The sequence below is a fragment of the Neobacillus cucumis genome, assembly GCF_023715505.1.
In genome coordinates this window covers 59276-81696 of record NZ_JAMBOH010000003.1, presented here as the reverse complement: position 1 = coordinate 81696, position 22421 = coordinate 59276, and the positions used below count along the sequence as shown (strand labels likewise).

General features: G+C 38.6%; 23 protein-coding genes. 15 read left to right on the top strand and 8 right to left on the bottom strand.

All coding sequences use genetic code 11. The annotated features are described in order from the left end of the window. The first annotated feature begins 167 nt into the window (after window positions 1–167). The 6 genes from dnaG to M3226_RS05495 all read left to right on the top strand — a co-directional run bounded on the left by dnaG (window position 168) and on the right by M3226_RS05495 (window position 7213). On the top strand, window positions 168–1976 hold the full coding sequence (gene dnaG / locus M3226_RS05520) for a DNA primase (RefSeq protein WP_251563372.1): 1809 nt from the start codon (window positions 168–170) through the stop codon (window positions 1974–1976). A gap of 41 nt (window positions 1977–2017) precedes the next feature. Next, a complete protein-coding gene (gene rpoD / locus M3226_RS05515) occupies window positions 2018–3148 on the top strand; it encodes an RNA polymerase sigma factor RpoD (RefSeq protein WP_098529962.1) in 1131 nt (376 codons plus the stop codon). 380 nt (window positions 3149–3528) lie between these two features. After that, window positions 3529–4668: an acyl-CoA dehydrogenase family protein gene (locus tag M3226_RS05510; RefSeq protein WP_251563370.1), complete on the top strand. Its 1140-nt coding sequence runs from the start codon at window positions 3529–3531 to the stop codon at window positions 4666–4668. A 190-nt stretch (window positions 4669–4858) separates the two neighbouring features. After that, on the top strand, window positions 4859–5221 hold the full coding sequence (gene cccA, locus M3226_RS05505) for a cytochrome c550 (protein WP_251563368.1): 363 nt from the start codon (window positions 4859–4861) through the stop codon (window positions 5219–5221). A 169-nt stretch (window positions 5222–5390) separates the two neighbouring features. Beyond that, the gene (locus M3226_RS05500) at window positions 5391–6098 is read left to right on the top strand and encodes a tRNA (adenine(22)-N(1))-methyltransferase (protein WP_251563366.1); all 708 of its coding nucleotides are present in this window, start codon (window positions 5391–5393) and stop codon (window positions 6096–6098) included. Beyond that, window positions 6098–7213, top strand: a complete 1116-nt coding sequence (locus M3226_RS05495; RefSeq protein ID WP_251563364.1) for a Nif3-like dinuclear metal center hexameric protein — start codon at window positions 6098–6100, stop codon at window positions 7211–7213. Before M3226_RS05500 ends, M3226_RS05495 begins: the two co-directional genes overlap by 1 nt. 125 nt (window positions 7214–7338) lie before the next feature. Here M3226_RS05495 and M3226_RS05490 read toward each other — a convergent pair whose 3' ends face one another. Then, a complete protein-coding gene (locus M3226_RS05490; RefSeq protein WP_251563362.1) occupies window positions 7339–8286 on the bottom strand; it encodes a 4-hydroxy-3-methylbut-2-enyl diphosphate reductase in 948 nt (315 codons plus the stop codon). Window positions 8287–8474: 188 nt separating this feature from the next. Continuing rightward, on the bottom strand, window positions 8475–9119 hold the full coding sequence (locus tag M3226_RS05485) for a YqfQ family protein (protein WP_251563360.1): 645 nt from the start codon (window positions 9117–9119) through the stop codon (window positions 8475–8477). A 256-nt stretch (window positions 9120–9375) separates the two neighbouring features. Here M3226_RS05485 and M3226_RS05480 point away from each other — a divergent pair, with 256 nt between their 5' ends. Beyond that, window positions 9376–10692, top strand: a complete 1317-nt coding sequence (locus tag M3226_RS05480) for a DEAD/DEAH box helicase (protein WP_251563358.1) — start codon at window positions 9376–9378, stop codon at window positions 10690–10692. A gap of 23 nt (window positions 10693–10715) precedes the next feature. Continuing rightward, entirely contained in the window at window positions 10716–11609 is an 894-nt protein-coding gene (locus M3226_RS05475) for a deoxyribonuclease IV (protein WP_251563356.1), read from the top strand. 29 nt (window positions 11610–11638) lie between these two features. On the opposite strand, the gene M3226_RS05470 is transcribed toward M3226_RS05475, so the two are convergent. Beyond that, window positions 11639–11896 (bottom strand): DUF2624 domain-containing protein, encoded by a 258-nt coding sequence (locus tag M3226_RS05470; protein WP_251563354.1) that lies wholly within the window; start codon window positions 11894–11896, stop codon window positions 11639–11641. A gap of 168 nt (window positions 11897–12064) precedes the next feature. Between M3226_RS05470 and M3226_RS05465 the strand changes: the two genes are divergently transcribed. Genes M3226_RS05465 through M3226_RS05455 form a run of 3 tightly spaced genes read left to right on the top strand, consistent with a single transcriptional unit; the run spans window position 12065 to window position 14093 of the window. Next, a complete protein-coding gene (locus tag M3226_RS05465; RefSeq protein ID WP_251563353.1) occupies window positions 12065–12838 on the top strand; it encodes a metal ABC transporter ATP-binding protein in 774 nt (257 codons plus the stop codon). Beyond that, window positions 12835–13686: a metal ABC transporter permease gene (locus tag M3226_RS05460; RefSeq protein ID WP_251563351.1), complete on the top strand. Its 852-nt coding sequence runs from the start codon at window positions 12835–12837 to the stop codon at window positions 13684–13686. The genes M3226_RS05465 and M3226_RS05460 overlap by 4 nt, the downstream gene beginning before the upstream one ends. Further along, window positions 13683–14093, top strand: coding sequence for a Fur family transcriptional regulator (locus M3226_RS05455; protein WP_251563348.1), 411 nt, complete (start codon window positions 13683–13685; stop codon window positions 14091–14093). The genes M3226_RS05460 and M3226_RS05455 overlap by 4 nt, the downstream gene beginning before the upstream one ends. A 15-nt stretch (window positions 14094–14108) precedes the next feature. On the opposite strand, the gene M3226_RS05450 is transcribed toward M3226_RS05455, so the two are convergent. Continuing rightward, a complete protein-coding gene (locus M3226_RS05450; RefSeq protein ID WP_251563346.1) occupies window positions 14109–14702 on the bottom strand; it encodes a hypothetical protein in 594 nt (197 codons plus the stop codon). Between the two features lie 191 nt (window positions 14703–14893). Here M3226_RS05450 and M3226_RS05445 point away from each other — a divergent pair, with 191 nt between their 5' ends. Further along, a complete protein-coding gene (locus M3226_RS05445; RefSeq protein ID WP_251563344.1) occupies window positions 14894–15397 on the top strand; it encodes a hypothetical protein in 504 nt (167 codons plus the stop codon). Between the two features lie 282 nt (window positions 15398–15679). On the opposite strand, the gene ispG is transcribed toward M3226_RS05445, so the two are convergent. From ispG to M3226_RS05430, 3 genes are all read right to left on the bottom strand, one after another. Beyond that, a complete protein-coding gene (gene ispG, locus M3226_RS05440) occupies window positions 15680–16795 on the bottom strand; it encodes a flavodoxin-dependent (E)-4-hydroxy-3-methylbut-2-enyl-diphosphate synthase (protein WP_308211929.1) in 1116 nt (371 codons plus the stop codon). 184 nt (window positions 16796–16979) lie between these two features. After that, window positions 16980–17315 (bottom strand): hypothetical protein, encoded by a 336-nt coding sequence (locus tag M3226_RS05435; protein ID WP_251563342.1) that lies wholly within the window; start codon window positions 17313–17315, stop codon window positions 16980–16982. 84 nt (window positions 17316–17399) lie between these two features. Further along, window positions 17400–18167 carry a DUF1189 domain-containing protein gene (locus M3226_RS05430; RefSeq protein ID WP_251563340.1) on the bottom strand — a complete coding sequence of 256 codons (768 nt, stop codon included), beginning with the start codon at window positions 18165–18167 and terminating at the stop codon, window positions 17400–17402. A 148-nt stretch (window positions 18168–18315) separates the two neighbouring features. Here M3226_RS05430 and M3226_RS05425 point away from each other — a divergent pair, with 148 nt between their 5' ends. Next, window positions 18316–18798 (top strand): DUF456 domain-containing protein, encoded by a 483-nt coding sequence (locus M3226_RS05425; RefSeq protein WP_251563338.1) that lies wholly within the window; start codon window positions 18316–18318, stop codon window positions 18796–18798. 53 nt (window positions 18799–18851) lie between these two features. Here M3226_RS05425 and M3226_RS05420 read toward each other — a convergent pair whose 3' ends face one another. Beyond that, window positions 18852–19547: a Crp/Fnr family transcriptional regulator gene (locus tag M3226_RS05420; RefSeq protein ID WP_251563337.1), complete on the bottom strand. Its 696-nt coding sequence runs from the start codon at window positions 19545–19547 to the stop codon at window positions 18852–18854. Window positions 19548–19911: 364 nt separating this feature from the next. On the opposite strand from M3226_RS05420, the gene M3226_RS05415 reads away from it, so the two are divergent. Together M3226_RS05415 and M3226_RS05410 are read left to right on the top strand one after the other, a co-directional pair. Further along, on the top strand, window positions 19912–20520 hold the full coding sequence (locus M3226_RS05415; protein ID WP_251563336.1) for a superoxide dismutase: 609 nt from the start codon (window positions 19912–19914) through the stop codon (window positions 20518–20520). A gap of 477 nt (window positions 20521–20997) precedes the next feature. Next, window positions 20998–22215 carry an MFS transporter gene (locus tag M3226_RS05410; protein ID WP_251563335.1) on the top strand — a complete coding sequence of 406 codons (1218 nt, stop codon included), beginning with the start codon at window positions 20998–21000 and terminating at the stop codon, window positions 22213–22215. The last annotated feature ends 206 nt before the right edge of the window (window positions 22216–22421 follow it).

The window sequence follows — 22421 nt, the reverse complement described above, 5'->3', positions numbered from 1 at the left end:
ATGTGAAAAAAATATTACATAGAGGAGAATACGAAAGAAGGTCAAATCAATTTTATTTTAAGGATCGAGCAAGATTTGTGATGGAATTAACAAAAAATTTGTCGAAATTTGCAGGAATTTAATGAATGCCTGCCGAATACCTGTAGTACAAATGGAGTTGTGTTTGCATGGCAGAGCTTATTGCCGAAGAAAAGATTGACCAAATTCGTCAGGCTGTTGATATAGTCGAGGTAATAAGCGATTATGTTCAACTGAAAAAACAGGGGCGAAATTACTTCGGATTATGTCCATTCCATGGAGAGAGCACCCCATCATTTTCAGTATCACCTGACAAACAAATCTTTCACTGTTTTGGTTGTGGAGCGGGGGGAAATGTATTTTCTTTTTTAATGGAGCTTGAAGGAATATCATTCCAAGAGGCAGCCATTAAACTAGCAGCGAAGGTAAATATTGAATTAGGAATAAACATATCTTCATCAAAAGGCGGAAAAAAACTTTCAAAAGAGCTTCAAGCGATGTTGGATGCCCATGAGCTTTTAAGAAAATTTTACCATCATCTCTTAGTAAATACAAAAGAAGGTCAGCATGCGCTTGAGTACTTACTGAACAGAGGGTTTACCCAAGAATCGATTGATAAGTTTCAAATAGGGTATTCATTAAATTCATGGGACTTCGTGTATAAGTTCTTGACCAAAAGGGATTTTTCACCTGAATGGATGGAGAAAGCCGGTTTAATTATCAAACGAGAGCGGGATGGAACTTACTTTGATCGTTTTAGGGAACGGATTATGTTTCCTATTTTTGACCGTCACGGTAATACGATTGCTTTTTCTGGGAGATCACTTGGGGCTGATGAGCCAAAATATTTAAATAGTCCCGAAACAGCAATCTTTAATAAAAGTAAAATTTTATATAATTATCACTTGGCAAAACCAAGTATAAAAAAACTGCAATATGCCATTTTATTTGAAGGATTTGCCGATGTAATTGCTGCAGACCGGGCTGGTGTAGAAAATGGTATCGCCACAATGGGAACAGCATTAACAGATGAGCATATTGCTCTGTTAAGACAAAATGTTCAAACGATTACCATTTGCTATGATTCCGATAAAGCGGGGATCGAGGCTGCTTACAGGGCAGGGAACCATCTTCAAGAAGCTGGCTTTCAAATTAAAGTTGCGATGATGACAGATGGTCTGGATCCTGATGAATATATTCAAAAGAATGGTACAGATAAGTTCCGCAATGAAGTCATTGGTGCAAGTTTAACCTGGATGGCCTTTAAATTTCTTTATTTCCGGCGCGGAAAAAATCTTCAGCTTGAAGGAGATCAGCTCGCATACATCGAACAGATAATCAAGGAGATAAGTAAACTCGATAAGGCAGTTGAAAGGGATCATTACTTAAGACAGCTTGCATCGGAATTTTCCCTCTCGTTAGAGGCTTTAAAACAGCAGCAAAAGCAAATTTATTTTGCTGAAAAGAGAAAATCATATGGGTTGAAGGAACCAGCTCATAAGCCTATGTTAGTTGTTAAGCCTGCAGAAGAACTGAAACCGGCATATATTACAGCCGAGAGGCGGTTGATCGCCCATATGCTTAAAAATCGAGAAGTGGTATATAAAGTACAGGAATTGCTAGCAGGACAAACGTTTAATACCGATGAACATCAGGCAATAATAACCTATCTGTTAGGATTTTTTGAAGATCACACAGAACCTGATACCAGCGCGTTTTTAACCTATATCCAAGATGACAATCTTAGAAGAATGGTTGCGGACATTGAAATGATGTCCATCAATGATGAGTTAACAAATCAGGAATTAACTGATTATATCAAACAGGTGTGTAATTATCAAAAGTTGTTAAAGATAAAAGAAAAAGAAGTGGAACTAAAAGAGGTTGAACGAGAAAAGAACTTTAGTAAGGCCGCAGTGATTGCTAATGAAATTAATCACTTGCGTAAATTGTTATAATTCCATTTTATTGTCTTTGATTTTTGGAAGGAGGGGGACATATGGCTGCTGAAAAATCAGCCCGTTCAAAAGAGGTTGAAAATGAATTAACCCTTGAACAAGTAAAAGACCAGTTAACTGAACTGGGTAAAAAAATCGGTGTCCTTGCCTATGATGATATTGCTGAAAAAATGGCTAATTTTGATGTGGATTCCGAGCACATGGATGAATTTTATGAGTCCTTAACTGAGCAAGGAATTGAATTAGTAGGCGATAGTGATGAGGAAGACCCGGATATTAAAAAATTGGCAAAAGAAGATGACGAAGAATTCGATTTAAACGATCTTAGTGTTCCTCCTGGAGTTAAGATAAATGATCCTGTCCGGATGTATCTGAAAGAGATTGGCCGTGTTGACTTACTATCTGCCGAAGAAGAAATCAAGCTTGCAAACCGAATTGAAGAAGGTGACGAAGAAGCAAAACGTCGTCTTGCCGAAGCCAATTTACGGCTTGTAGTTAGTATCGCCAAACGGTATGTTGGCCGCGGTATGTTGTTTCTTGATTTAATTCAAGAAGGGAATATGGGTCTCATTAAAGCAGTTGAGAAATTTGATTATCGTAAAGGTTTTAAATTTAGTACCTATGCCACTTGGTGGATTCGTCAGGCCATTACACGTGCTATTGCTGACCAAGCAAGAACAATACGAATTCCCGTTCATATGGTTGAAACCATTAATAAACTAATTCGAGTTCAGCGTCAACTCTTGCAAGATCTTGGCCGCGAACCAACACCGGAAGAAATCGGCGAAGATATGGATTTAACTCCTGATAAGGTGCGAGAGATCCTAAAAATCGCTCAGGAACCAGTATCACTTGAGACTCCAATTGGTGAAGAAGATGATTCACACTTAGGTGATTTTATTGAAGACCAGGACGCAACATCGCCTTCAGAACATGCTGCCTATGAATTATTAAAAGAGCAATTAGAAGATGTTCTCGATACTCTAACTGACCGAGAAGAAAATGTTCTTAGATTGCGCTTTGGATTGGACGATGGACGGACCCGTACCCTTGAAGAGGTAGGAAAGGTATTCGGTGTTACTCGTGAACGTATCCGTCAAATTGAAGCAAAGGCATTGCGGAAATTGCGTCACCCAAGCCGCAGCAAACGTTTAAAAGATTTCTTAGAATAACGGAATGTACTGCTAATAATAGTTTGCTTCTTTATTGAAGTAGACTATTTTTTTTTTGCAAAACATTATAGAGCTAACTAATGAAAGCACTTTCTGTATTGTTATTTTACTGAATTATCTCTCATTTTGCAAATAGGCATTTCGGATAATAGTGGCTTCTTCAGTCATTTTACTTTTTTGCAAAAAGAAAAATGATCAGTTGTATTTTCAAACAGCAGTAAATCGGTAGTTCTCTTCCCATCTATCCACGATAAAGAAAATCACTTATTTATATTTCGATAATATAATATATTTTAATATTTAAAAATGTTATGAATTATTTACAATTCCTTATATAATAAATAAGAAAGCGTATACAATGGTGGTTTGGAGGGATGGAAATGAATTTTGACTTAACATCTGAACAACTAATGATTAAACAAATGATCCGGCAATTTGTAGATGAAGAAGTGGCACCAGGAGCCCTAGAGCGCGATCGAACAAAGCGATTTCCTGTAGAGATATTTAAAAAGCTAAGTGATTTAGGGATGATGGGTCTCCCTTTTCCAGAAAAGTATGGCGGCAGCGGAGCCGATACAATCAGCTTTGCGATCGTGGTTGAAGAGTTAAGCAGGGGGTGCGGCTCGACGGGGATAACTTACTCTGCTCATATTTCTTTAGGCGGTGCACCGCTCAATTTGTTTGGAACCGAGGAGCAAAAGCTTAAATTTTTAACCCCGATTTGTACAGGAGAATCATTGGGGGCATTTGGTCTAACAGAACCTAATGCCGGCTCAGACGCGGGGGGAACAAGGACATCGGCCAAAGAGGAAAATGGCGAATTTATTATAAATGGAAATAAGTGTTTTATTACGAATGCCAGTTATGCGCAGCATTTAGCTTTAACCGCTGTTACTGGCGGGAAGAATGGACAAAAGGAGATTAGTGCCATTATAGTTCCTACAAACGCAGAGGGCTTTACGATCATTGATAATTATGAAAAGATGGGTTTGAATGCCTCTAATACAACAGAGCTGGTGTTAGAAAATGTAAAAGTACCTGTTGATTATCTTCTGGGGAAGCGTGGAGAGGGCTTTAGACAATTTTTAATCACCTTGGATGGTGGACGTATCGGGATTGGTGCAATGGCTGTAGGCATCGCTCAAGGTGCTTATGAGAGGGCATTAGCGTATGCAAAGGAAAGAAAACAATTTGGCAAATCCATTTCCTCCTTTCAGGCTATTCAATTTAAGCTTGCCGATATGGCAATGAAAATTGAACTAGCGCGCAATCTGGTCTATAAGGCGGCTTGGTTAAAAGACCAAGGCAGGCCGTTTTCTAAGGAAGCTGCCATGTGTAAGTTGTATGCATCCGAAATGTGTATGGAAGTTACAGATCAAGCGGTTCAAATCCATGGTGGTTACGGTTACATGAAGGAGTATCAGGTAGAAAGAATGATGCGTGACGCAAAGCTTCTTGAGATTGGTGAAGGGACTTCTGAAGTACAAAGAATTGTTATATCCCGCCTTATCGGCTGCTAATAAATGAATAGAAAGAAGAGAGACGGAAGAAATAATTTATTATTTTCTCTGTCTCTTTTTTCTTTATTATGAAGATTATAGTGATAAAATAAGTTTAGGGCTTTTCCTTCTGTTATTTTTCAAGTAAAATAGTAATTGTTTGTAAACTATTTATTTTTAACAAGCGGTCGTACATAAGGGAGGTAAGATCATGAAACGGAATCCGGTAATTCCTTACATTCTTGTCATGGTTTTTGGGATTGTATTAGTGTTTATCCTTTCTTTTAAAGGACTAGGAGACATGAAAGAAATGGCAAAGGATAATGGGAAAGGCAGTGAGACAACAGAGGTTGCAGCTACAAAGCCAGAAGATATTTATAAGCAAACCTGTGTTGCTTGCCACGGGGATCAGTATCAAGGGGTAGTAGGTCCTACATTAAAGGGTGTTGGCAGTAAGTATTCTAAGGCAGAGATTGTTAACATTATTACAAAAGGTAAAGGTAACATGCCATCAGGTCTTGTTCCTCAAGAACAAGCTGAAGCAATGGCAGAATGGGTTTCCAAAATTAAATAATAAAAGAAGTCCTTTGCATATGTAAAGGACTTTTTTTATACTAAAACGAAGAGCGGAAGTGTCTTGAGGAGGGAATAAAGTAGTTCATTTTTTTCCTAGGGGCTGAAGCTGGACAATTCTCTAAGTTAAATGATTAGATAATATAAACTTTAGTAAATGTGGTGGAATTTTGAATACAGATAAGTTATCAGTTCGATTAACGACAGTGGCAAAGTATGTAAAAGAAGGGGCACGGATGGCGGATATTGGGTCCGACCATGCGTATTTACCATGTTACTTAGCTAAAAATTTAAAAATTTCGTTTGCAATCGCTGGGGAAGTTGCAGAAGGGCCATTTCAATCTGCCCAGAAAAATGTCTTAGCAGAAGGACTAGTTGATACGATTGCCGTTCGTATGGGGGACGGGCTTGAGGTGATTGAGCCTGGTGAGGTTGATTGTATTACCATTGCTGGGATGGGTGGGGCACTTATATCCAATATCTTGGAAAATGGGAAAGACAAGCTAGACTCAGTGCAGCGCCTTATTTTACAACCTAATATTAGCGCAATTTCGATTCGAACATGGCTTTTAACAAACAACTGGGAGTTAATTACAGAGGAAATTATTGAGGAAGATTCGAAGATATACGAAATCCTAGTAGCGGAAAGGGGAGACCCTGCTAAGCCATATCAGAAAAAGAGAGCTGAGGGGCTTTTGCTAGGACCGTTCCTTCTTCAACAAAAGAATGAGATTTTTAAAAAGAAGTGGACCGCCGAAATGAATAACTGGCAGCGGATTTCAAAAGCATTGGAAGAAGCATCTGAAACGGTCGAAACAATTGAAAAAAGAAAAGAGTTAACCAATAAAATAAAACTTGTAGAGGAGGTTCTTAAATAGTGAAGAATCCGAACGGTCATGAAATCATCCAACTTTTTGAACAATTTTCTCCAAAAGGATTGGCAATGGAGGGCGATAAAATCGGCTTACAAATTGGACGATTAAATAAAAAGGTTGAACGGGTAATGATTGCTCTGGATGTTCTCGAGCATGTTATTGACGAAGCAATTGAAAAAGATGTTCAGCTTATAATCGCACATCATCCCATCATCTATCGTCCGCTTAAAAACCTGTTGACAGATACAACCCAGGGCAAAATGATCGAAAAACTATTAAAACATGATATAGCTGTTTATGCAGCCCATACAAACTTGGATATAGCTAAAGGCGGGGTAAATGACCTTTTGGCTGAGGCTTTAGGGCTTGAGGATGCAGAGGTCCTGGTTCCTACTGTTAATACAAAGCTTAAGAAATTAGTGGTCTTTGTTCCTTCTAGTCATGCAGAGGAAATTAGACAAGTGCTGGGAAATGCAGGGGCAGGTTTTATCGGAAACTATAGCCATTGTTCTTTTTCAGCAAATGGAACAGGGAGATTTTTACCAGGTGAACATACAGATCCCTTTCTAGGTAAACCTGGTCAGTTAGAAGAAGTGGATGAGGTGAGACTAGAAACGATTGTGACTGAACCACTTTTGAGGAAAACAATCACCGCCATGATCAAGGCACATCCTTATGAAGAAGTAGCTTATGATGTATACCCTGTAGAGAATAAAGGGGAAGCGCTCGGTCTCGGCAGAATCGGAAAAGTGAAAGAAATGACATTAGCTGAATTTGCCGAAAAGGTAAAATCGTCCTTAGGCGTTTCGACTGTACGGGTTGTGGGTGATTTATCAGCCAAAGTAAAAAAAGTTGCCGTATTAGGCGGTGATGGCAATAAATATTTTATGAGTGCCAAGTTTAAAGGGGCAGATGTCTATGTTACAGGGGATATCTATTATCATACCGCACATGATGCGATGATGCAGGGCTTAAATATGATTGACCCGGGGCATAATGTTGAAAAAGTCATGAAAAAAGGGCTGACAAAAGTACTCCAAAAGATGTGCAAGGAGTCTGGTTACAACGTTGACATTTTCCCTTCAGAAGAAAATACAGATCCCTTTCAGTTTGTTTAATCACACATTAAAAGAACCGGTCTTATGGGACACGGTTCTTTTAAATTGAAAATTGTCAGCTCCAGCCCCTAGGAAGAAATGAACTACTTTTTTCCCTGATCAAGGCGCTTGCGCTTTTGTTCTTATTATTTTTCTGTACTTTTTACTCGAGGTAATATTTTATTTAATTGAACTTGTTTGCGGCGTTCCCAGGTTGCTTCATTAGTTGGATCAAATTGCTCTAGGAAAGAGATGACCTCTTTAGTAATTGGTGTTGGTGTTGAGGCGCCGGATGTTACAGCGACTGTCTTAGCGCCCTTTATCCAATCTAGTTCTAATTCGGTTATATCGGCAATACGATATGCTTTTGTTCCGGCAATGTCCTCTGAAACCTGGGCCAGTCGATTCGAGTTATTACTTTTTGGGTCTCCAACCACTATCGTAACATCCGCTTCTGTTGCTTGACCTGCGACCGCTTCCTGCCTGATTTGTGTGGCATGGCAAATTTCATTATAAACTTCTACATGCGGATATTTTTCCTTTACTTTTTTCATCGTGTCTGCAACATCCCACTGACTCATAGTTGTTTGGTTCGTCACAATAAGTTTGTTACTTTGAACAGTTAATGCTTCTACATCGTTAGGGGTTTCGACTAAATGAACCATACCTGGAGCAACCCCGACAGCACCTTCAGGCTCTGGATGCCCCTTTTTACCAATATAAATAACTTGATATCCTTGTTTGGTTTTTTCCTCAATCAAATCATGTGTCCTCGTTACATCAGGACATGTTGCATCAATTGTTACTAGGCCTTTCTTCTTCGCAAGTTCTCGTACCTCTGGTGAAATGCCGTGGGCGGTAAAAATAACTGTTCCAGCTTCCACTTTATTAAGAATATCGATACGATTTTTCCCGTCAAGAGTAATAATTCCTTCTTCTGCAAAGGCATCTGTGACATGTTTATTATGAACGATCATCCCTAAAATGTAGATAGGACGAGGTAATGATTTATCTAAAGAGGCATTTCTCGCAATGACCATGGCATCGACAACTCCATAGCAATAACCGCGTGGTGATATTTTAATGATTTGCATATATAAAGTCCTCCTAAATGAACTTTTTCATTTAGCTAAGCACCAAAAGATTTTTCACTGCCTTTTAGGCTTTTCTGCTAGTCTATGTATTTATTATATAAAACTAATAGATATAATACAAAGATACATTTTTCCTGTGAGATTTATCGGAAAAATAAAAGAATGCTGGGCTTCAGCATTCAGAGATTTTATATATACATTTTCGGAATTGAACTTCCCTTTTGGTGCTGTTGAGAACGTGACTTTTGGCTGGTCTTTCGCTTGACAGACTGATTAGAATTTACAGATTCCGAACTTTCGCTGCTGGAAGATTCCTCTACAATTGAATCTGACTTTCGATTCTTACTGGATGAATCACTGCTCTTGGTAGCATTTTTAAACCCGCGATAAAGCTTCCACATCGCAGGTATATTTTTTACCATTGGTCCGTATTGTTGGATCATGGGTCCTATGGTTTGTGCTGTCTTTAACACTTGCTGGGTATTATTTAAAATCCCATTTAATCCCCCAGGAGTGCTTAGGGTCTGTATTAAGCCGCCACCGCTTCCTGCTGCTCTGCCCATTCCCATAAGTCCGCCTGGTGTACCTGTCTGGGTGCCTTTACCGAGAAGTTTCGAGAGTAATCCGCCTCCCCCTCTGCCCATCTGACCGGATCCGGGCCTCATTCTGGCTCCCATCATTGAGTTTCCTCCGCCAAAAGGTCCTGCTTGAGGCCTCATCATCGGATTTCTTCCGAAAGAAGGCTGGCCCCCCGGTCCCATCATCGGACCACCTCCACCGAACATTTGCTGCCCCATTCCACCGTTAAAGGGCATTCTTGGTCTTGGCTGCATTCCACGACCTCCTTTCTTACATGACTTCATACAATAAAGTATGCATAAAACCAAATTTGGTTTAGGTTTACACACAAGGAAAAAACTAATTTCGTTTTAAAAATTGCCTTATTAGTAAAAGCTGAGAATAAAAAGTGTAGTTAACTGGTTATTTAGGAGGAATTTTACTATAATAACATGATGGACATAGAGAAGGAAGCTAACCTTAAGGAAATACTACTCCATAATAAGATTAATTAGACTAAGGAGCTATTATATGAATACAAATCAATTTGAGCGATTTAAGTTTCAGCCTTTTATTATAGAAGCACTGAATCAATTTGGTTTTTATGAGCCAACAGAAATTCAGGAACGGACGATCCCAGTAGTATTAAAAGGGGAAAGTGCTATTGGTCAGTCCCAAACGGGGACAGGTAAAACATTTGCCTATGTGTTGCCGATTTTAGAAGGGATTGATCCAGCACGTCAAGAAGTTCAAGCAGTAATAACGGCGCCAACCAGGGAATTAGCCTCACAAATTTATCACCAGATTTTGAAGGTTACCGAACATTGCAGTCCTGATAGGCAAATTATGACTAGATGTTATATAGGGGGAACAGATAAGCTGCGGACGATTGAAAAACTAAAGGTTCAGCCGCATATTGTTGTCGGCACTCCTGGTAGAATTAAAGATCTCATGGTGGAGCAGGCCCTATTTATCCATACCTCCAACATCCTTGTCGTTGACGAGGCTGACATGATGTTAGATATGGGATTCATTGAAGATGTTGATCAAGTTGCAGCAAAAATGCCGGAGAAACTGCAGATGATGGTTTTTTCTGCTACCATTCCTGAAAAGTTAAAACCATTTTTAAAAAAATATATGGAGAATCCAAAGACCATCCAGATTGAATCAAAGAGAAAAGCAGCAGCGAATTTAGAGCATCTTCTGTTACCATCAAGGCATCGCAATAAAAAACAGCTTGTACATGATGCACTGCTTGCTTACAATCCATACCTAGCGATTGTTTTTACTAATACGAAAAAGATGGCAGAAGAAGTTGCCTATTTCTTAAATGAAAAGGGCCTAAAAGTGGGTCGGGTCCATGGTGATTTAAATCCTCGTGAACGAAAAAAGATGATGAAACAAATACAGGACTTGGAGTATCAATATATTGTTGCGACAGATCTTGCTTCAAGAGGGATCGATATTGAAGGTGTCAGCCATGTCATTAATTATGAACTTCCGACAGATTTGGATTTTTATATTCACAGGGTGGGAAGAACCGCACGGGCAGGTAATTCCGGTATTGCCCTAACAATATATGAGAGCTCTGATGAGGATGCTTTGAACAGATTGGAAAAAATGGGCATTCAATTTAAACATGTTGACTTCAAAAATGAAGAAATTATAGAAATCGACGAAAGAAATAAAAGGAAGACTCGTGTAAGGAAAGCAGATGAAGCGGAACGAACCGCAAAATCGATGGTCAAAAAACCACAAAGGGTAAAACCTGGATACAAAAAGAAGATGCAGTGGGAAATGGATAAAATAAAAAAACGGCAGCGAAAGATAGAGAAGCGAAAGAAATAATCATATAAAGGGAGAGAACAGGGATGTTGAAAATCGGCTCACATGTATCAATGAGTGGCAAAGATATGCTGCTTGCGGCCAGCGCTGAAGCAGTATCCTATGGCGCCAATACTTTTATGATTTATACGGGTGCACCGCAAAATACGAGAAGAAAGAAAATAGAAGACCTGAACATTGAAGCAGGAAGAAGATATATGGAAATGAACGGAATTACTGAAATCATTGTTCATGCTCCATATATCATTAATATTGGGAACACAACAAATCCGGATACATTTGAATTAGGTGTAAGATTCTTGCGCAGTGAAATTGAAAGAACAGAGGCACTTGGAGCAAAGCAGATTGTTCTCCATCCGGGTGCCCATGTTGGTGCTGGAACAGACCAAGGCATAAAAAAAATTATTGAGGGTCTGAATGAAGTATTGACCGGTAAGGAACAGGTTCAAATTGCTTTAGAAACAATGGCCGGAAAAGGTTCTGAATGCGGGAAATCATTTGAGGAACTGGCAATGATTATCGATGGGGTCAATTATAATGATAAATTGTCAGTTTGCTTTGATACTTGTCATACACATGATGCCGGCTATAACATTGTCGAAGACTTTGATGGAGTCTTAAATGAATTTGATAAAATTATCGGCATAGATAAGCTTAAAGTACTTCATATCAATGACAGCAAAAATTCGGTTGGGATGAGAAAAGACCGCCACGAAAATATCGGATTTGGTCATATTGGATTTAAAGCACTAAATTATGTAGTTCATCATCCGCAATTACAGGATGTTCCTAAGATATTAGAGACTCCATTCGTTGGTGAAGACAAAAATAATAAAAAACCGCCTTATAAATTTGAAATAAACATGCTCAGGGAGCAAGTGTTTAATGAGAAATTATTAGATGAAATCATGCAAGGATAAGAAAAAAAGCTGTGCTTCCGCACAGCTTTTTATTGCTTTGTGAATTGAATTAACAAATTATTCACTTCTCGTGCCGTTTCAGGTCCAGCAGCCTTAGCAATTTGCTTTACCAATTGCGCACGCTGTGTATTATCAAAAATATTAATATTTTTACCTCTTAAGTATTCAGCGATCTTGATGGCTTGCCCGCGATTAACTTTTATATTAAATTGATTTGCATACTTTACAAGTTCTTCTGCAGTGATTGTGTTAATTTTATGATTAATGATGCTTTCAAATATTTTCACCCTCATCACTCCTCCATGCTAATGTATGAAGAAGGGGATAGAGTGTGACAATGGATTTGACAGGGATCCGTGTCAAGTTACTTAGCCTTTACAATTGGAAAGTCCTATTGTATACTACTTGAAGTTAAATCGGAATGATTCTTATAATTAAAAGTGAGAGTGGGAACCATGCAAGCAATAATTGAAATAAAACATCTTTCTTACCGTTATGAAAAAGAGAGTGTACTTGAAGATATTAATATTACAATCCCTGATGGATCCTTTTTGGCCATTGTTGGACCAAATGGTTCAGGTAAATCTACCTTGTTAAAATTAGTATTAGGTTTATTAAAGCTGCAAAGAGGGGACATATTTTTATTTGGCCAGGAAATAAGTAAATTTAGAGACTGGCAAAAAATTGGTTATGTTTCTCAAAAAGCAAATTCCTTTAATACAGGATTTCCAGCTACTGTTTTTGAAGTTGTTTCAAGCGGATTAACCAAAAAGTTAGGGCTGTTTACCTTTTTCAAAAAAGAGCATAAGGAGAAGGTAATCGAAGCACTCAAGGCAGTAGGGATGGCAGAGTTTAGTCAGCGAAATGTTGGCGAACTATCCGGGGGCCAGCAGCAAAGAGTATTTATTGCCCGCGCACTTGTAAGTGAACCGAATCTTTTGATTTTGGATGAACCGACTGTTGGGGTGGATGCAGAAAATGTTCATTCGTTCTACGGTATGCTGGGCGATTTAAATAGCAGCAGGGGGATTACACTGTTATTGGTTACACATGATATCGGCACCATTTCGGATAAGGTCACACATGTTGCTTGTTTAAATAAACATTTGCATTTTCATGGTAATACAGAAGAATTTGAACAAGTTAGCAGCAAGGGATTGTCTAAAGTTTATGGTCATGATGTTCACATGCTGGCCCATAACCATGAACATGGAGGCGTTAAAAATTGATTGAAGGTATTTTTCATTATGAGTTTTTACAAAATGCATTTTTAACTGGGCTTTTGATTGGAATTCTAGCCCCTTTGTTAGGAGTGTTTATCGTTGTCAGAAGGCTATCATTAATCGCTGATGCATTAAGCCATGTTACCTTGGCTGGTATAGCTGCTAGTCTTTTAATTGAGAATAAACTTACCATGATGGCAGGATTAAACCCGCTTTATATGGGGATGGTTTTTTCTGTTGGCGGATCATTGTTTATTGAAAAGCTTAGAGGGGTTTATAAACAATATCAGGAGTTAGCAATTCCCATCATCATGTCTGGCGGAATTGGGCTTGGGGTTATTTTTATTTCACTTGCCAATGGATTTAATACGGACTTATATAGTTATTTATTTGGCAGTGTCTCAGCTGTCAGCCGAACTGATTTATGGGTTATATTGGCGATAAGTGTGATTGTTATCTTAATCATTATTTTTTTGTATAAAGAACTATTTTTACTTTCTTTTGATGAAGAACATGCCAAAGCCTCAGGCATACCTGCGAAAAGTATTCATTTTATCTTTATTGTCATGGTCGCACTTGTGATTGCCGCATCTATGAGAATTGTTGGGATTTTGTTGGTTTCCTCGCTAATGACACTTCCAGTCGCGGCAAGTATTCGAATAGCAAAAGGGTTCAAACAAACAATTCTTTTTTCTGTTATCTTTGGTGAACTCTCTGTATTAGGCGGGCTTTTTACTGCCTATTATCTTGATCTTGCTCCCGGGGGTACGATTGTTATGCTTGCCGTTCTTATTTTAATAATGGCAATCTTTTATAAAAAAATGACCAATGGATTAGGAGGAGGAGCTAAGTGAATGTAAATGAAGCCATACAGCACCTAAAGGATAATGGATTTAAGCAAACAGGAAAAAGAGAAGATATGCTGCAATTATTCGCAGATCATGATAAATATTTAACTGCTAAAGATGTACTCGATTTATTAAAAGATGATTATCCAGGATTGAGTTTCGATACCATTTATCGTAATCTTTCTCTATTTGTCGAAATGGGCATATTAGAAATGACAGAGTTATCAGGGGAAAAACATTTTCGCTTTACCTGTTCCAGAAACCACCACCATCATCATTTTATCTGTTTAGATTGTGGAAAAACAAAAGAAATCGATACTTGTCCCATGAATGGTTTAAGTGAAAATCTTAAGGGATATGATATTTCAGGGCATAAATTTGAAATATATGGACGGTGTCCTGATTGCAGTTAAAAAACAGCTTGTGGATTACACAAGCTGTTTTTTACGTAATGATTCCTGTTTTTTTAGCCAAGTTTCGACCCACTCAGATGCCTCACGCCAATTCTTCACACGTATGACGCCTTCTGGCAGGGGATCCTGATTATAGGGGGTGTCAAAAAGAATGACTGGAATCTGGCACTCTTCATGAATCATCACGGCATTATCATGTTTATCCTCAAAGAAAATGTCGACTTTTTGCTTCTTTGCAGTTTCCACTTTATCGTGTGATCCAATTAACTCAATATGGTGAAATGTTAGCCCCTGCTGGAAAAACCATTCCTCCGTCACATCCAGTAAATGAGGTCCACGTGCACTAATGAAGTATAATTCATGTTTATGTTTCCATTTATTTAACACATCAATTGCACCAACTGCAGGCGGTGACCCTTCGTAAATGATCGGTTCATTTTCCGTAAACCACTTAGCAAATTCCTTTTCGGGCACATTAACAAATGGGGTCAATTCGTACTGATTTACATCCTCATACAAAATATTTAGGTTAAAGGCTTTATTGATAAAAGGAAGCAGGGAGGTGGGGGAGGTTACGGTGCCATCTATATCAATACCAAATCTTTTCATTACATCTTCACCCTCGTCTAAAGTTCTCTCTCTATTTTACCAAAGACAGGCCAACAATAAAGGATTATTTTGAAAAGTACCATTTCCGGTATTTCAAATAAATAACTATTGGAGACAAACATTGACATACTAAAAACCGTCAAGTAGTTTACACTAATAAATGCTCCTATAACTGAAAGTGAGGGATTAGGATGGCAGATGAAAGAGACACGAAAGTGCAAGAAGCTCTTAGAGGACCAATAATTGGAGAAGATATTCCCAATTCTCCTTCTTCATATAGGGAAGAAACGGCTTCAGAAGTTGCTGCACCAATTAGGACTTCTTATTCCCTGAAAAAATCAGAGAATACTCCTGAGATTGGTGCATCAGTACCTATTCGTTCTTCTCAATACAGGGAAGAATCTGCAGCTGAAATTGCTGCCCCAGTTCCTGTTACACTGCGGAAAAATCAAAATAAAACACAGCAGCAACAACAGAAAGCTGGCGCTGGTGCCACTGCCGGTACTGGGATGGGTGTCCTTGCCTTAGCGTTATCGATTTTGTCACTGTTTGTAATGCCTATACTATTTGGTGCTGCAGGTATTGTGTTAGGATTCGTAGCAAGGAAAAGAGGTGCCGAGGGTCTTGGGGCGTGGGCAATTGGTATTGGAGCGATATCAATTGTAGTCGGTATCTTTATTCTTCCGTTCTTTTAACAGATCTGCTTTAGGAGCAAAAAAGAAACCCGGTTTAAACTACCGGGTTTCTTTACTGTTTTATGAGATAATTGGCTAGCTTCAGCGCCTAGCCCCTCGAGGCCACAAGCCAATCCGTCCAAAAGGTTAAAAAGCAACCTTTCGGCCGTCTCGTCTTATGCTTGGCTGCAGAAAGCTATCGCTTTCCGTACGCATTAAGGGCGACCAGTATTTGCCCCTGCTTTCGCTGGCCAGTCGGCAAGTGCCCTATATCGGGGGTGACCCAAGGCGCTGGCGCTTTTCTTATTTTGTTTTTGACATTTCTTCTTCTTCTGCCTTTTTACGGAAATACTCTTCAGCGACTTGGTCAATTTCCTTTTTCAACTCTTCGACCATTTGTGCCTCAGGAACCTTACGGACAATTTCACCTTTTCTAAACAATAAACCCTCTCCACGGGCACCGGCGATCCCTATATCTGCTTCACGGGCTTCACCAGGACCATTTACAGCACAGCCTAGTACTGAAACCTTAATGGGCGCTTTTATTGTTGAAATATATTCCTCTACTTCATTTGCGATACTGATAAGGTCAATTTCAATTCTTCCGCACGTTGGGCATGAAATTAGTGTTGCTGCATTGGAAGAAAGACCAAATACTTTTAAAAGCTCACGGGCAACTTTTACTTCCTCTACAGGATCGGCGCTTAAAGAAATACGTAGTGTATTTCCGATTCCTTTACTGATAATTGCACCTAAACCAGCCGCACTTTTCACTGTTCCAGAGAAAAGTGTCCCAGATTCAGTTATCCCTAAGTGCAGTGGATAATCGAAAGCACGGGCAGCTTTTTCATACGCCTCGATGGCTAGATTAACATCAGATGCCTTCATCGAAACAATAATATCATGGAAATCTAAGTCCTCGAGAATTTTAATATGGTGAAGCGCACTTTCTACCATTCCATCCGCTGTTGGGTAACCATATTTTTCAAGGATTTTCTTTTCAAGTGAACCTGCATTTACGCCGATTCGAATGGGGATTCCACGTTCTTTGGCTGCTTTTACTACTGCTTCAACTTTTTCCCGTTTGCCAATATTCCCTGGATTAATCCGAATCTTATCAGCACCGCCCTCAATGGCCTTAAGTGCTAATTTATAATCAAAATGAATATCAACTACAAGTGGAATATTAATTCTTTTTTTTATTTCTGGAATAGCATTTGCAGCGCGTTCATCTGGACATGCTATACGGACTATTTGACAGCCCGCTTCTTCCAATCTTTTTATCTCTGCAACGGTCGCCTCAATATCGTGCGTTTTCGTTGTAGTCATACTTTGAATAATAATTTCATTGCTCCCGCCAATAGTTAAATTGCCTACTTTAATTGGCCGGGTTTTTGTGCGATGTATGATTTCACTCACGTGTAATTCGCTCTCCTTCAAATGTGGATTCGAATCTTAATAAATCCGATCTATTGCCGTGTTAACGGTCCGTACTTTGAATGTTCCCACAAACAATCAATATTGAATGTGATAACCTGATTCTAGGTTCATCTTATTTTATCAGCCATGTGCTATTTTTGACAAGATTAACGACATATCCTATTTATTTTGAGTAATCTGGAAAATGATATGTGGAACCTATTTGAATTTTTTCAGGGGACTTACCTCCATTTAATGTTTGAAAGTCCTCGATTAAGTCTGCAATGGATACAGGCAGTGATTTATTAATTTTATGTTCAACAATGGAAATTACTGTATCGCCTGGTTTTACCTCGGCATCAAATGAAGGCGTGTCTATTTCGGCAGGTGATGGGGTTCTTTGTTCAACTTTTGCGTCTACAAGTTGAGGGGTGGAGGCTGGAAGAGTTCCAACGGTTAGGTCGTAATAAATAACATATATGACTAAAATAGATAAGAGAATACCGAATATTTTTTTCATGGGACAAGCCTCCAGAAAGAATGTTTGTACATTCGTATGCTTATCCATACTTATTTAGAACAAAAAACGCCCATTGACGGGCGTTTAGTTTGAACTTTTAGGCTTTGGAACTTCCTTAATTGCAAGGTATAACACAATGATGACTACAAACCAATTAATGAGGAAACTGTTAGGAACCACAGTTTGAATAGCAGTCATAATCGTGAAAAATAAGGTTGGCAATGTTTCACTATATGCGGCCATTCTCCATAATTGCCGGTAATTAAGCTTGCGATTTCCTTTTAAAGCAAGGCCGATAAAGGCTAGAACTGATATCTCAATGAAACTCGCTGCGCTTGAGAAAATATAAATGAACAGTGATACAACGGGAATAATAATACCTTTCATTCCACCGATAGTGTCAACAAAATTTAGCAGGTCACTATTGGAAATATGTATATCATTCATCATGGAATATGGATAGGTCTCAACGTTGCCGCCGGAGGACAATGCAAACCCATCCTTCAATAATGCGAAAGCATTTCCTTCATCCGCGACGTCATCTCCAGATATTGCCCCAGTAGGATCAATAATAATGGTAAAGTTGTCTTTATCGATCGTAACCGGCACATCTGTTTTGGCTGTAAGCTTTCCATTTTTAATGGAGAAAGAAGGAGCTTCGTCTTTTATAATCGTTTTTGCAGCGTCAATTCCCTCTATGAGCGCTGTACTAAAATAAATAATGGATGGCAGAATGGAGATAAATGTTAAGAAAAACACATATAATATCGTTTTTCCAATCCCCTGAAAACGAAATAGGGCAATATCCCTTGGGGAATAAATACTTTTATAAAATTGTTTGAAAATATTCATAAATAACCACCTTAAAAGAAACATGATAAAAAGACACACTTTCTATTGTATCCTGTGTTATTAATATATACAAGAATGTAGAGGTATTTGAAACCATTTTGATGATAAGACGTAGAAAGGGTAAAGAAGAAAAAAAGGATGGGAATAGATGGAAGTAGTTTATTGGATTATTATAAGTATTTTATTTATTGTTGCCTTTGTTGGCTTGGTTTACCCTATTATTCCAAGTGTGTTATTTTTGCTGGCGGGATTTCTTTTGTATGGTGTGTTTTTTTCTTTTGAAACTTTTAGTTGGTTGTTTTGGCTTATTCAGGGATTATTTGTCGTGTTATTGTTTGCAGCGGATTATGTAGCAAACCTGATCGGGATAAAAAAATATGGGGGCTCGAAGGCCGGGGTTTGGGGTAGTACGATTGGTATTATAGCAGGGCCGTTTGTGATTCCGATATTCGGAATCTTAATTGGACCGTTTATTGGTGCCATTGCAGCAGAGTTAATCGTTAATAAACGAAGCCTAAGCGAGAGTGTAAAGGTGGGAGTCGGATCGGTAATCGGGTTTATAAGCAGTGTTATTACAAAAACCATTATTCAACTCATTATGGTTGGCTATTTTTTTATGATAGTTTTATAAAAGAGGGAAGCCACTTGGTTACCCAGGTGGCTCGTCAAGTGCTCTTTAAGCTTTTAATTAATCCCGCAAATTTCAAACGGACAGTTTTGGCAATCAACTTCGGTTTTTAAATAAGCTAAGTTCTTTATTGTGAATTTTTGATTATCATATATAATAATATCCTTTTCACGGAGTTCTTTTAAGGCACGTTGAATGACCTCTCTTGTGCCATAGGTTAAGTTGGCCAATTCCTGGTGTGTTAAAGGCAAATCAATTAATACACCGTTTTCGGTTTTTACCCCGTAAGAATTACAAAGCCGGATGAGGATGGAATATAAACCACCTTTTTTGCCATTCATAATTAAGTCCTGACATTTCATTTGAGCCTTTAAATATCCGGTGCTTAACCACGCAACTAAAGCATTCATAGCTTCAGGGTCTGTTAAAATAAATTCTTCAAATAATGCTTTTTTAATAAATAGAACTTCACAGTCCGTTAGTGCCTTAGCAAAAAACTGATACTGAGGATTGTCCTTGAAAAGCTGGTACTCCACGATTATTTCCTTGCCATTTAAGACCTTTACGATAAATTCCTTGCCGCGTAAATGAACCCTTCCTAACGCAATACTACCTTTAAGGATTAAGTATACATATTCTACCGGATCTTTTTGGTGAAAAAGGGCTGAACCAGCTTTTACCTTCTGGATTGGCTCGTTTTTTTGGAAAAATTGTACCATTAAACTATATATAGAAATGCTTGTGGCTTGCATATTTGTCACTCCCTTTTACCTCTACAAGTTGATTAAAATCTATTATAAATATCATGTCAATAAGGCTTTAATGATATAGGGTAGTCCCATCGTTCAGTTATGACAAAAATCGTTGACAGGATGCCTCTTTGGTGAATCATGACAAATTTTCGAAAAATAGCTTGGTAATAGGTTACTGCCCCTTTTAAAGGGTATAAAAATCTGTAAAAGGGAAATTGTATTTATGTTGGGTATAAGCATTTTATTTGAAAGGAAAAACCAATTTTGGTATCTTTTAAGTAAAGCTTTAGAATTATTCTTATAAGTTAGAGGTTATAAGCGGCTAAAGCCCATAACAAATAATAGTACATAGGAGGAATTTATCATGGCATTTGAATTACCAAAATTACCTTATGCAGAGGATGCACTAGAACCACACATCGACAAAGAAACAATGAATATTCACCACACTAGACACCACAACACATATGTTACAAACTTAAATAATGCATTAGCTGGAAATGAAGAATTACTTTCTAAATCAGTTGAAGAAGTAATTTCGAATTTGGATGCGGTTCCAGAGGCTGCACGTACAGCTGTGCGCAATAATGGCGGTGGGCATGCTAACCACTCTTTATTCTGGCAAATCCTTTCTCCTAATGGCGGTGGTGCCCCAACTGGTGAATTGGCTGACGCAATCACTGGCAAATTTGGCAGCTTCGAAAATTTCAAAGAAGAGTTTGCAAAAGCAGCAACTACACGCTTCGGCTCTGGCTGGGCTTGGTTAACTGTAAACAATGGTGAATTAGAAGTTTCTAGCACTCCAAATCAAGATTCTCCATTAATGGAAGGAAAAACTCCAATTCTTGGCCTTGATGTTTGGGAGCATGCTTACTACCTAAAGTATCAAAACAAACGTCCTGATTACATTTCTTCGTTCTGGAATGTTGTTAACTGGGATGAAGTTTCTAAGCGTTATAACGCAGCGAAGTAATGGAGCGTTAAAAAGACAGCATTTAGCTGTCTTTTTTTCATGGGATAAGAAAGTTCAAAAGTTTTTTACTTTGAGAATTGTCTAGCTCCAGCGCCTAGCCCCTCGATGGTCTACAGCTTATCCAGTTGCGGCTCCTTGGGACGCAAGTCTACCACCCCCTGAAGAAGGCAAAAAGCGCCTTCTTGCAGGGTACGTCTTAGTCTAGAGTCCCAGGATAGTCGCCTCCACATTTAGAACAATCCGTTAGGTTAAAAAGCAACCTTTCGGCCGGCTCGTCTTATGCTTGGCTACAGAAAGCTATCGCTTTCTGTACGCATTAAGGGCGACTAGTCTTTGACCCTGCTTTCGCTGGCCAGTCCACAAGTCGCCCTATATCGGGGCTGACCGAGGCGCTTGCGCTTTTCTTATTCACTTAAATTGGTATAAGAACCTTGTCCTTGATAAAGACTACCCTTATGACAAAGGGGAGTTTTTTTTATGGCAAAAAAATTTAAGATTTTAGGTGACGTGGAATTAACAAAGGATTTATCACTTTTGCTGATCATTGGAGGTTTGTATTCATTGAGTGTTGCTTTATCCAACACATTTGTGAATATTTATCTTTGGAAGCAAACAGGACAGTATTCCGATATTGCCCTATATAACCTCTCAATAGTCGTATTACAGCCGTTAACGTTTATATTGGCGGGGCGGTGGGCGAAAAAAATCGATCGAGTGATTGTGCTTCGAATTGGTGTAATCGCTTTAGCAGTGTTTTATCTTGCTGTACTGATTACGGGCACAAATGCTTCTACTTATTTACTTTTATTAGGCGGCCTGCTTGGAATTGGTTATGGCTTCTATTGGTTAGCCTATAATGTATTAACTTTTGAAATTACCGAACCAGAGACAAGAGATTTTTTTAATGGATTTTTAGGGATATTATCTTCTGCAGGCGGCATGATTGGGCCGATCGCAGCAGGTATTATCATCACAAGATTTGAAGAATTTACCGGATATACGTTTGTTTTTGGTTTATCACTTGCATTATTCGGGTTAGCGGTGTTTATGAGTTTTTCATTAAAACCAAGGCCTGCTTCCGGAAAATATTGCTTTACACGAATTATTGAGGAAAGGAAACAAAACGAAAATTGGCGTTTTGTAACAAATGCTCATTTTGTTCAGGGATTACGAGAGGGTACTTTTGCTTTTGTCATCTCTGTTTTTGTTTATATTTCGACAGGAAGTGAAATGTCTTTAGGTACGTTTGGCCTAATCAATTCGGGAATTTCCTTTGTTGCTTACTACCTTGCGTCACGATTAATTAAGAAAAAACATCGAAAAAAAGCGATTCTAATTGGCGGGATTATCCTTTACGCTTCAGTCCTGTTGATTATTTGGGATTTGAATTTTGTGAAATTATTATTATATGGAGGGATGATTGCGATAGCGTACCCACTATTGTTAGTCCCTTATAGTTCAACTACATATGATGTAATTGGGTCTGGATGGAAAGCGGCAGAAATGAGGATTGAGTATATTGTTGTTCGGGAAATCTATCTCAATCTTGGCAGGATTATATCGGTCCTAGCTTTCCTAGCGGCTGTTACGTGGTTTAATGAGGAAAAAAGTATTCCGATTTTATTATTCTTTTTAGGTGCGGGTCATTTATTAATCTATTTGTTTATGAGAAGAGTTCGATTACCTGCAGCATAAAGCGGTGAGTTTAATCTCATCGTTTTTTTTTGTACAATCACCGAAAAGTGGCATGGTACTCAAAAAGGAAACAATTTGGTCTAGGTTTTTTAACAAAATTGGTAAGGGTTATTCATAGAAAAATAGAACATTATCCTTTAAAATAAAGAAAGATATGTAAGCCTTCGAGTAAAGGAAGTGTAGATTGACCTTGAATCTTAAAAAGA

What these genes read in the sequence shown, in the direction of transcription:
- dnaG (WP_251563372.1), top strand. Translation starts at nt 168, where the DNA reads ATGGCAGAGCTTATTGCCGAAGAAAAGATTGACCAAATTCGTCAGGCT.
- rpoD (WP_098529962.1), top strand. Translation starts at nt 2,018, where the DNA reads ATGGCTGCTGAAAAATCAGCCCGTTCAAAAGAGGTTGAAAATGAATTA.
- M3226_RS05510 (WP_251563370.1), top strand. Translation starts at nt 3,529, where the DNA reads ATGAATTTTGACTTAACATCTGAACAACTAATGATTAAACAAATGATC.
- cccA (WP_251563368.1), top strand. Translation starts at nt 4,859, where the DNA reads ATGAAACGGAATCCGGTAATTCCTTACATTCTTGTCATGGTTTTTGGG.
- M3226_RS05490 (WP_251563362.1), bottom strand. Translation starts at nt 8,286, where the DNA reads ATGCAAATCATTAAAATATCACCACGCGGTTATTGCTATGGAGTTGTC.
- M3226_RS05485 (WP_251563360.1), bottom strand. Translation starts at nt 9,119, where the DNA reads ATGCAGCCAAGACCAAGAATGCCCTTTAACGGTGGAATGGGGCAGCAA.
- M3226_RS05480 (WP_251563358.1), top strand. Translation starts at nt 9,376, where the DNA reads ATGAATACAAATCAATTTGAGCGATTTAAGTTTCAGCCTTTTATTATA.
- M3226_RS05475 (WP_251563356.1), top strand. Translation starts at nt 10,716, where the DNA reads ATGTTGAAAATCGGCTCACATGTATCAATGAGTGGCAAAGATATGCTG.
- M3226_RS05465 (WP_251563353.1), top strand. Translation starts at nt 12,065, where the DNA reads ATGCAAGCAATAATTGAAATAAAACATCTTTCTTACCGTTATGAAAAA.
- M3226_RS05450 (WP_251563346.1), bottom strand. Translation starts at nt 14,702, where the DNA reads ATGAAAAGATTTGGTATTGATATAGATGGCACCGTAACCTCCCCCACC.
- M3226_RS05445 (WP_251563344.1), top strand. Translation starts at nt 14,894, where the DNA reads ATGGCAGATGAAAGAGACACGAAAGTGCAAGAAGCTCTTAGAGGACCA.
- M3226_RS05435 (WP_251563342.1), bottom strand. Translation starts at nt 17,315, where the DNA reads ATGAAAAAAATATTCGGTATTCTCTTATCTATTTTAGTCATATATGTT.
- M3226_RS05430 (WP_251563340.1), bottom strand. Translation starts at nt 18,167, where the DNA reads ATGAATATTTTCAAACAATTTTATAAAAGTATTTATTCCCCAAGGGAT.
- M3226_RS05425 (WP_251563338.1), top strand. Translation starts at nt 18,316, where the DNA reads ATGGAAGTAGTTTATTGGATTATTATAAGTATTTTATTTATTGTTGCC.
- M3226_RS05420 (WP_251563337.1), bottom strand. Translation starts at nt 19,547, where the DNA reads ATGCAAGCCACAAGCATTTCTATATATAGTTTAATGGTACAATTTTTC.
- M3226_RS05415 (WP_251563336.1), top strand. Translation starts at nt 19,912, where the DNA reads ATGGCATTTGAATTACCAAAATTACCTTATGCAGAGGATGCACTAGAA.
- M3226_RS05410 (WP_251563335.1), top strand. Translation starts at nt 20,998, where the DNA reads ATGGCAAAAAAATTTAAGATTTTAGGTGACGTGGAATTAACAAAGGAT.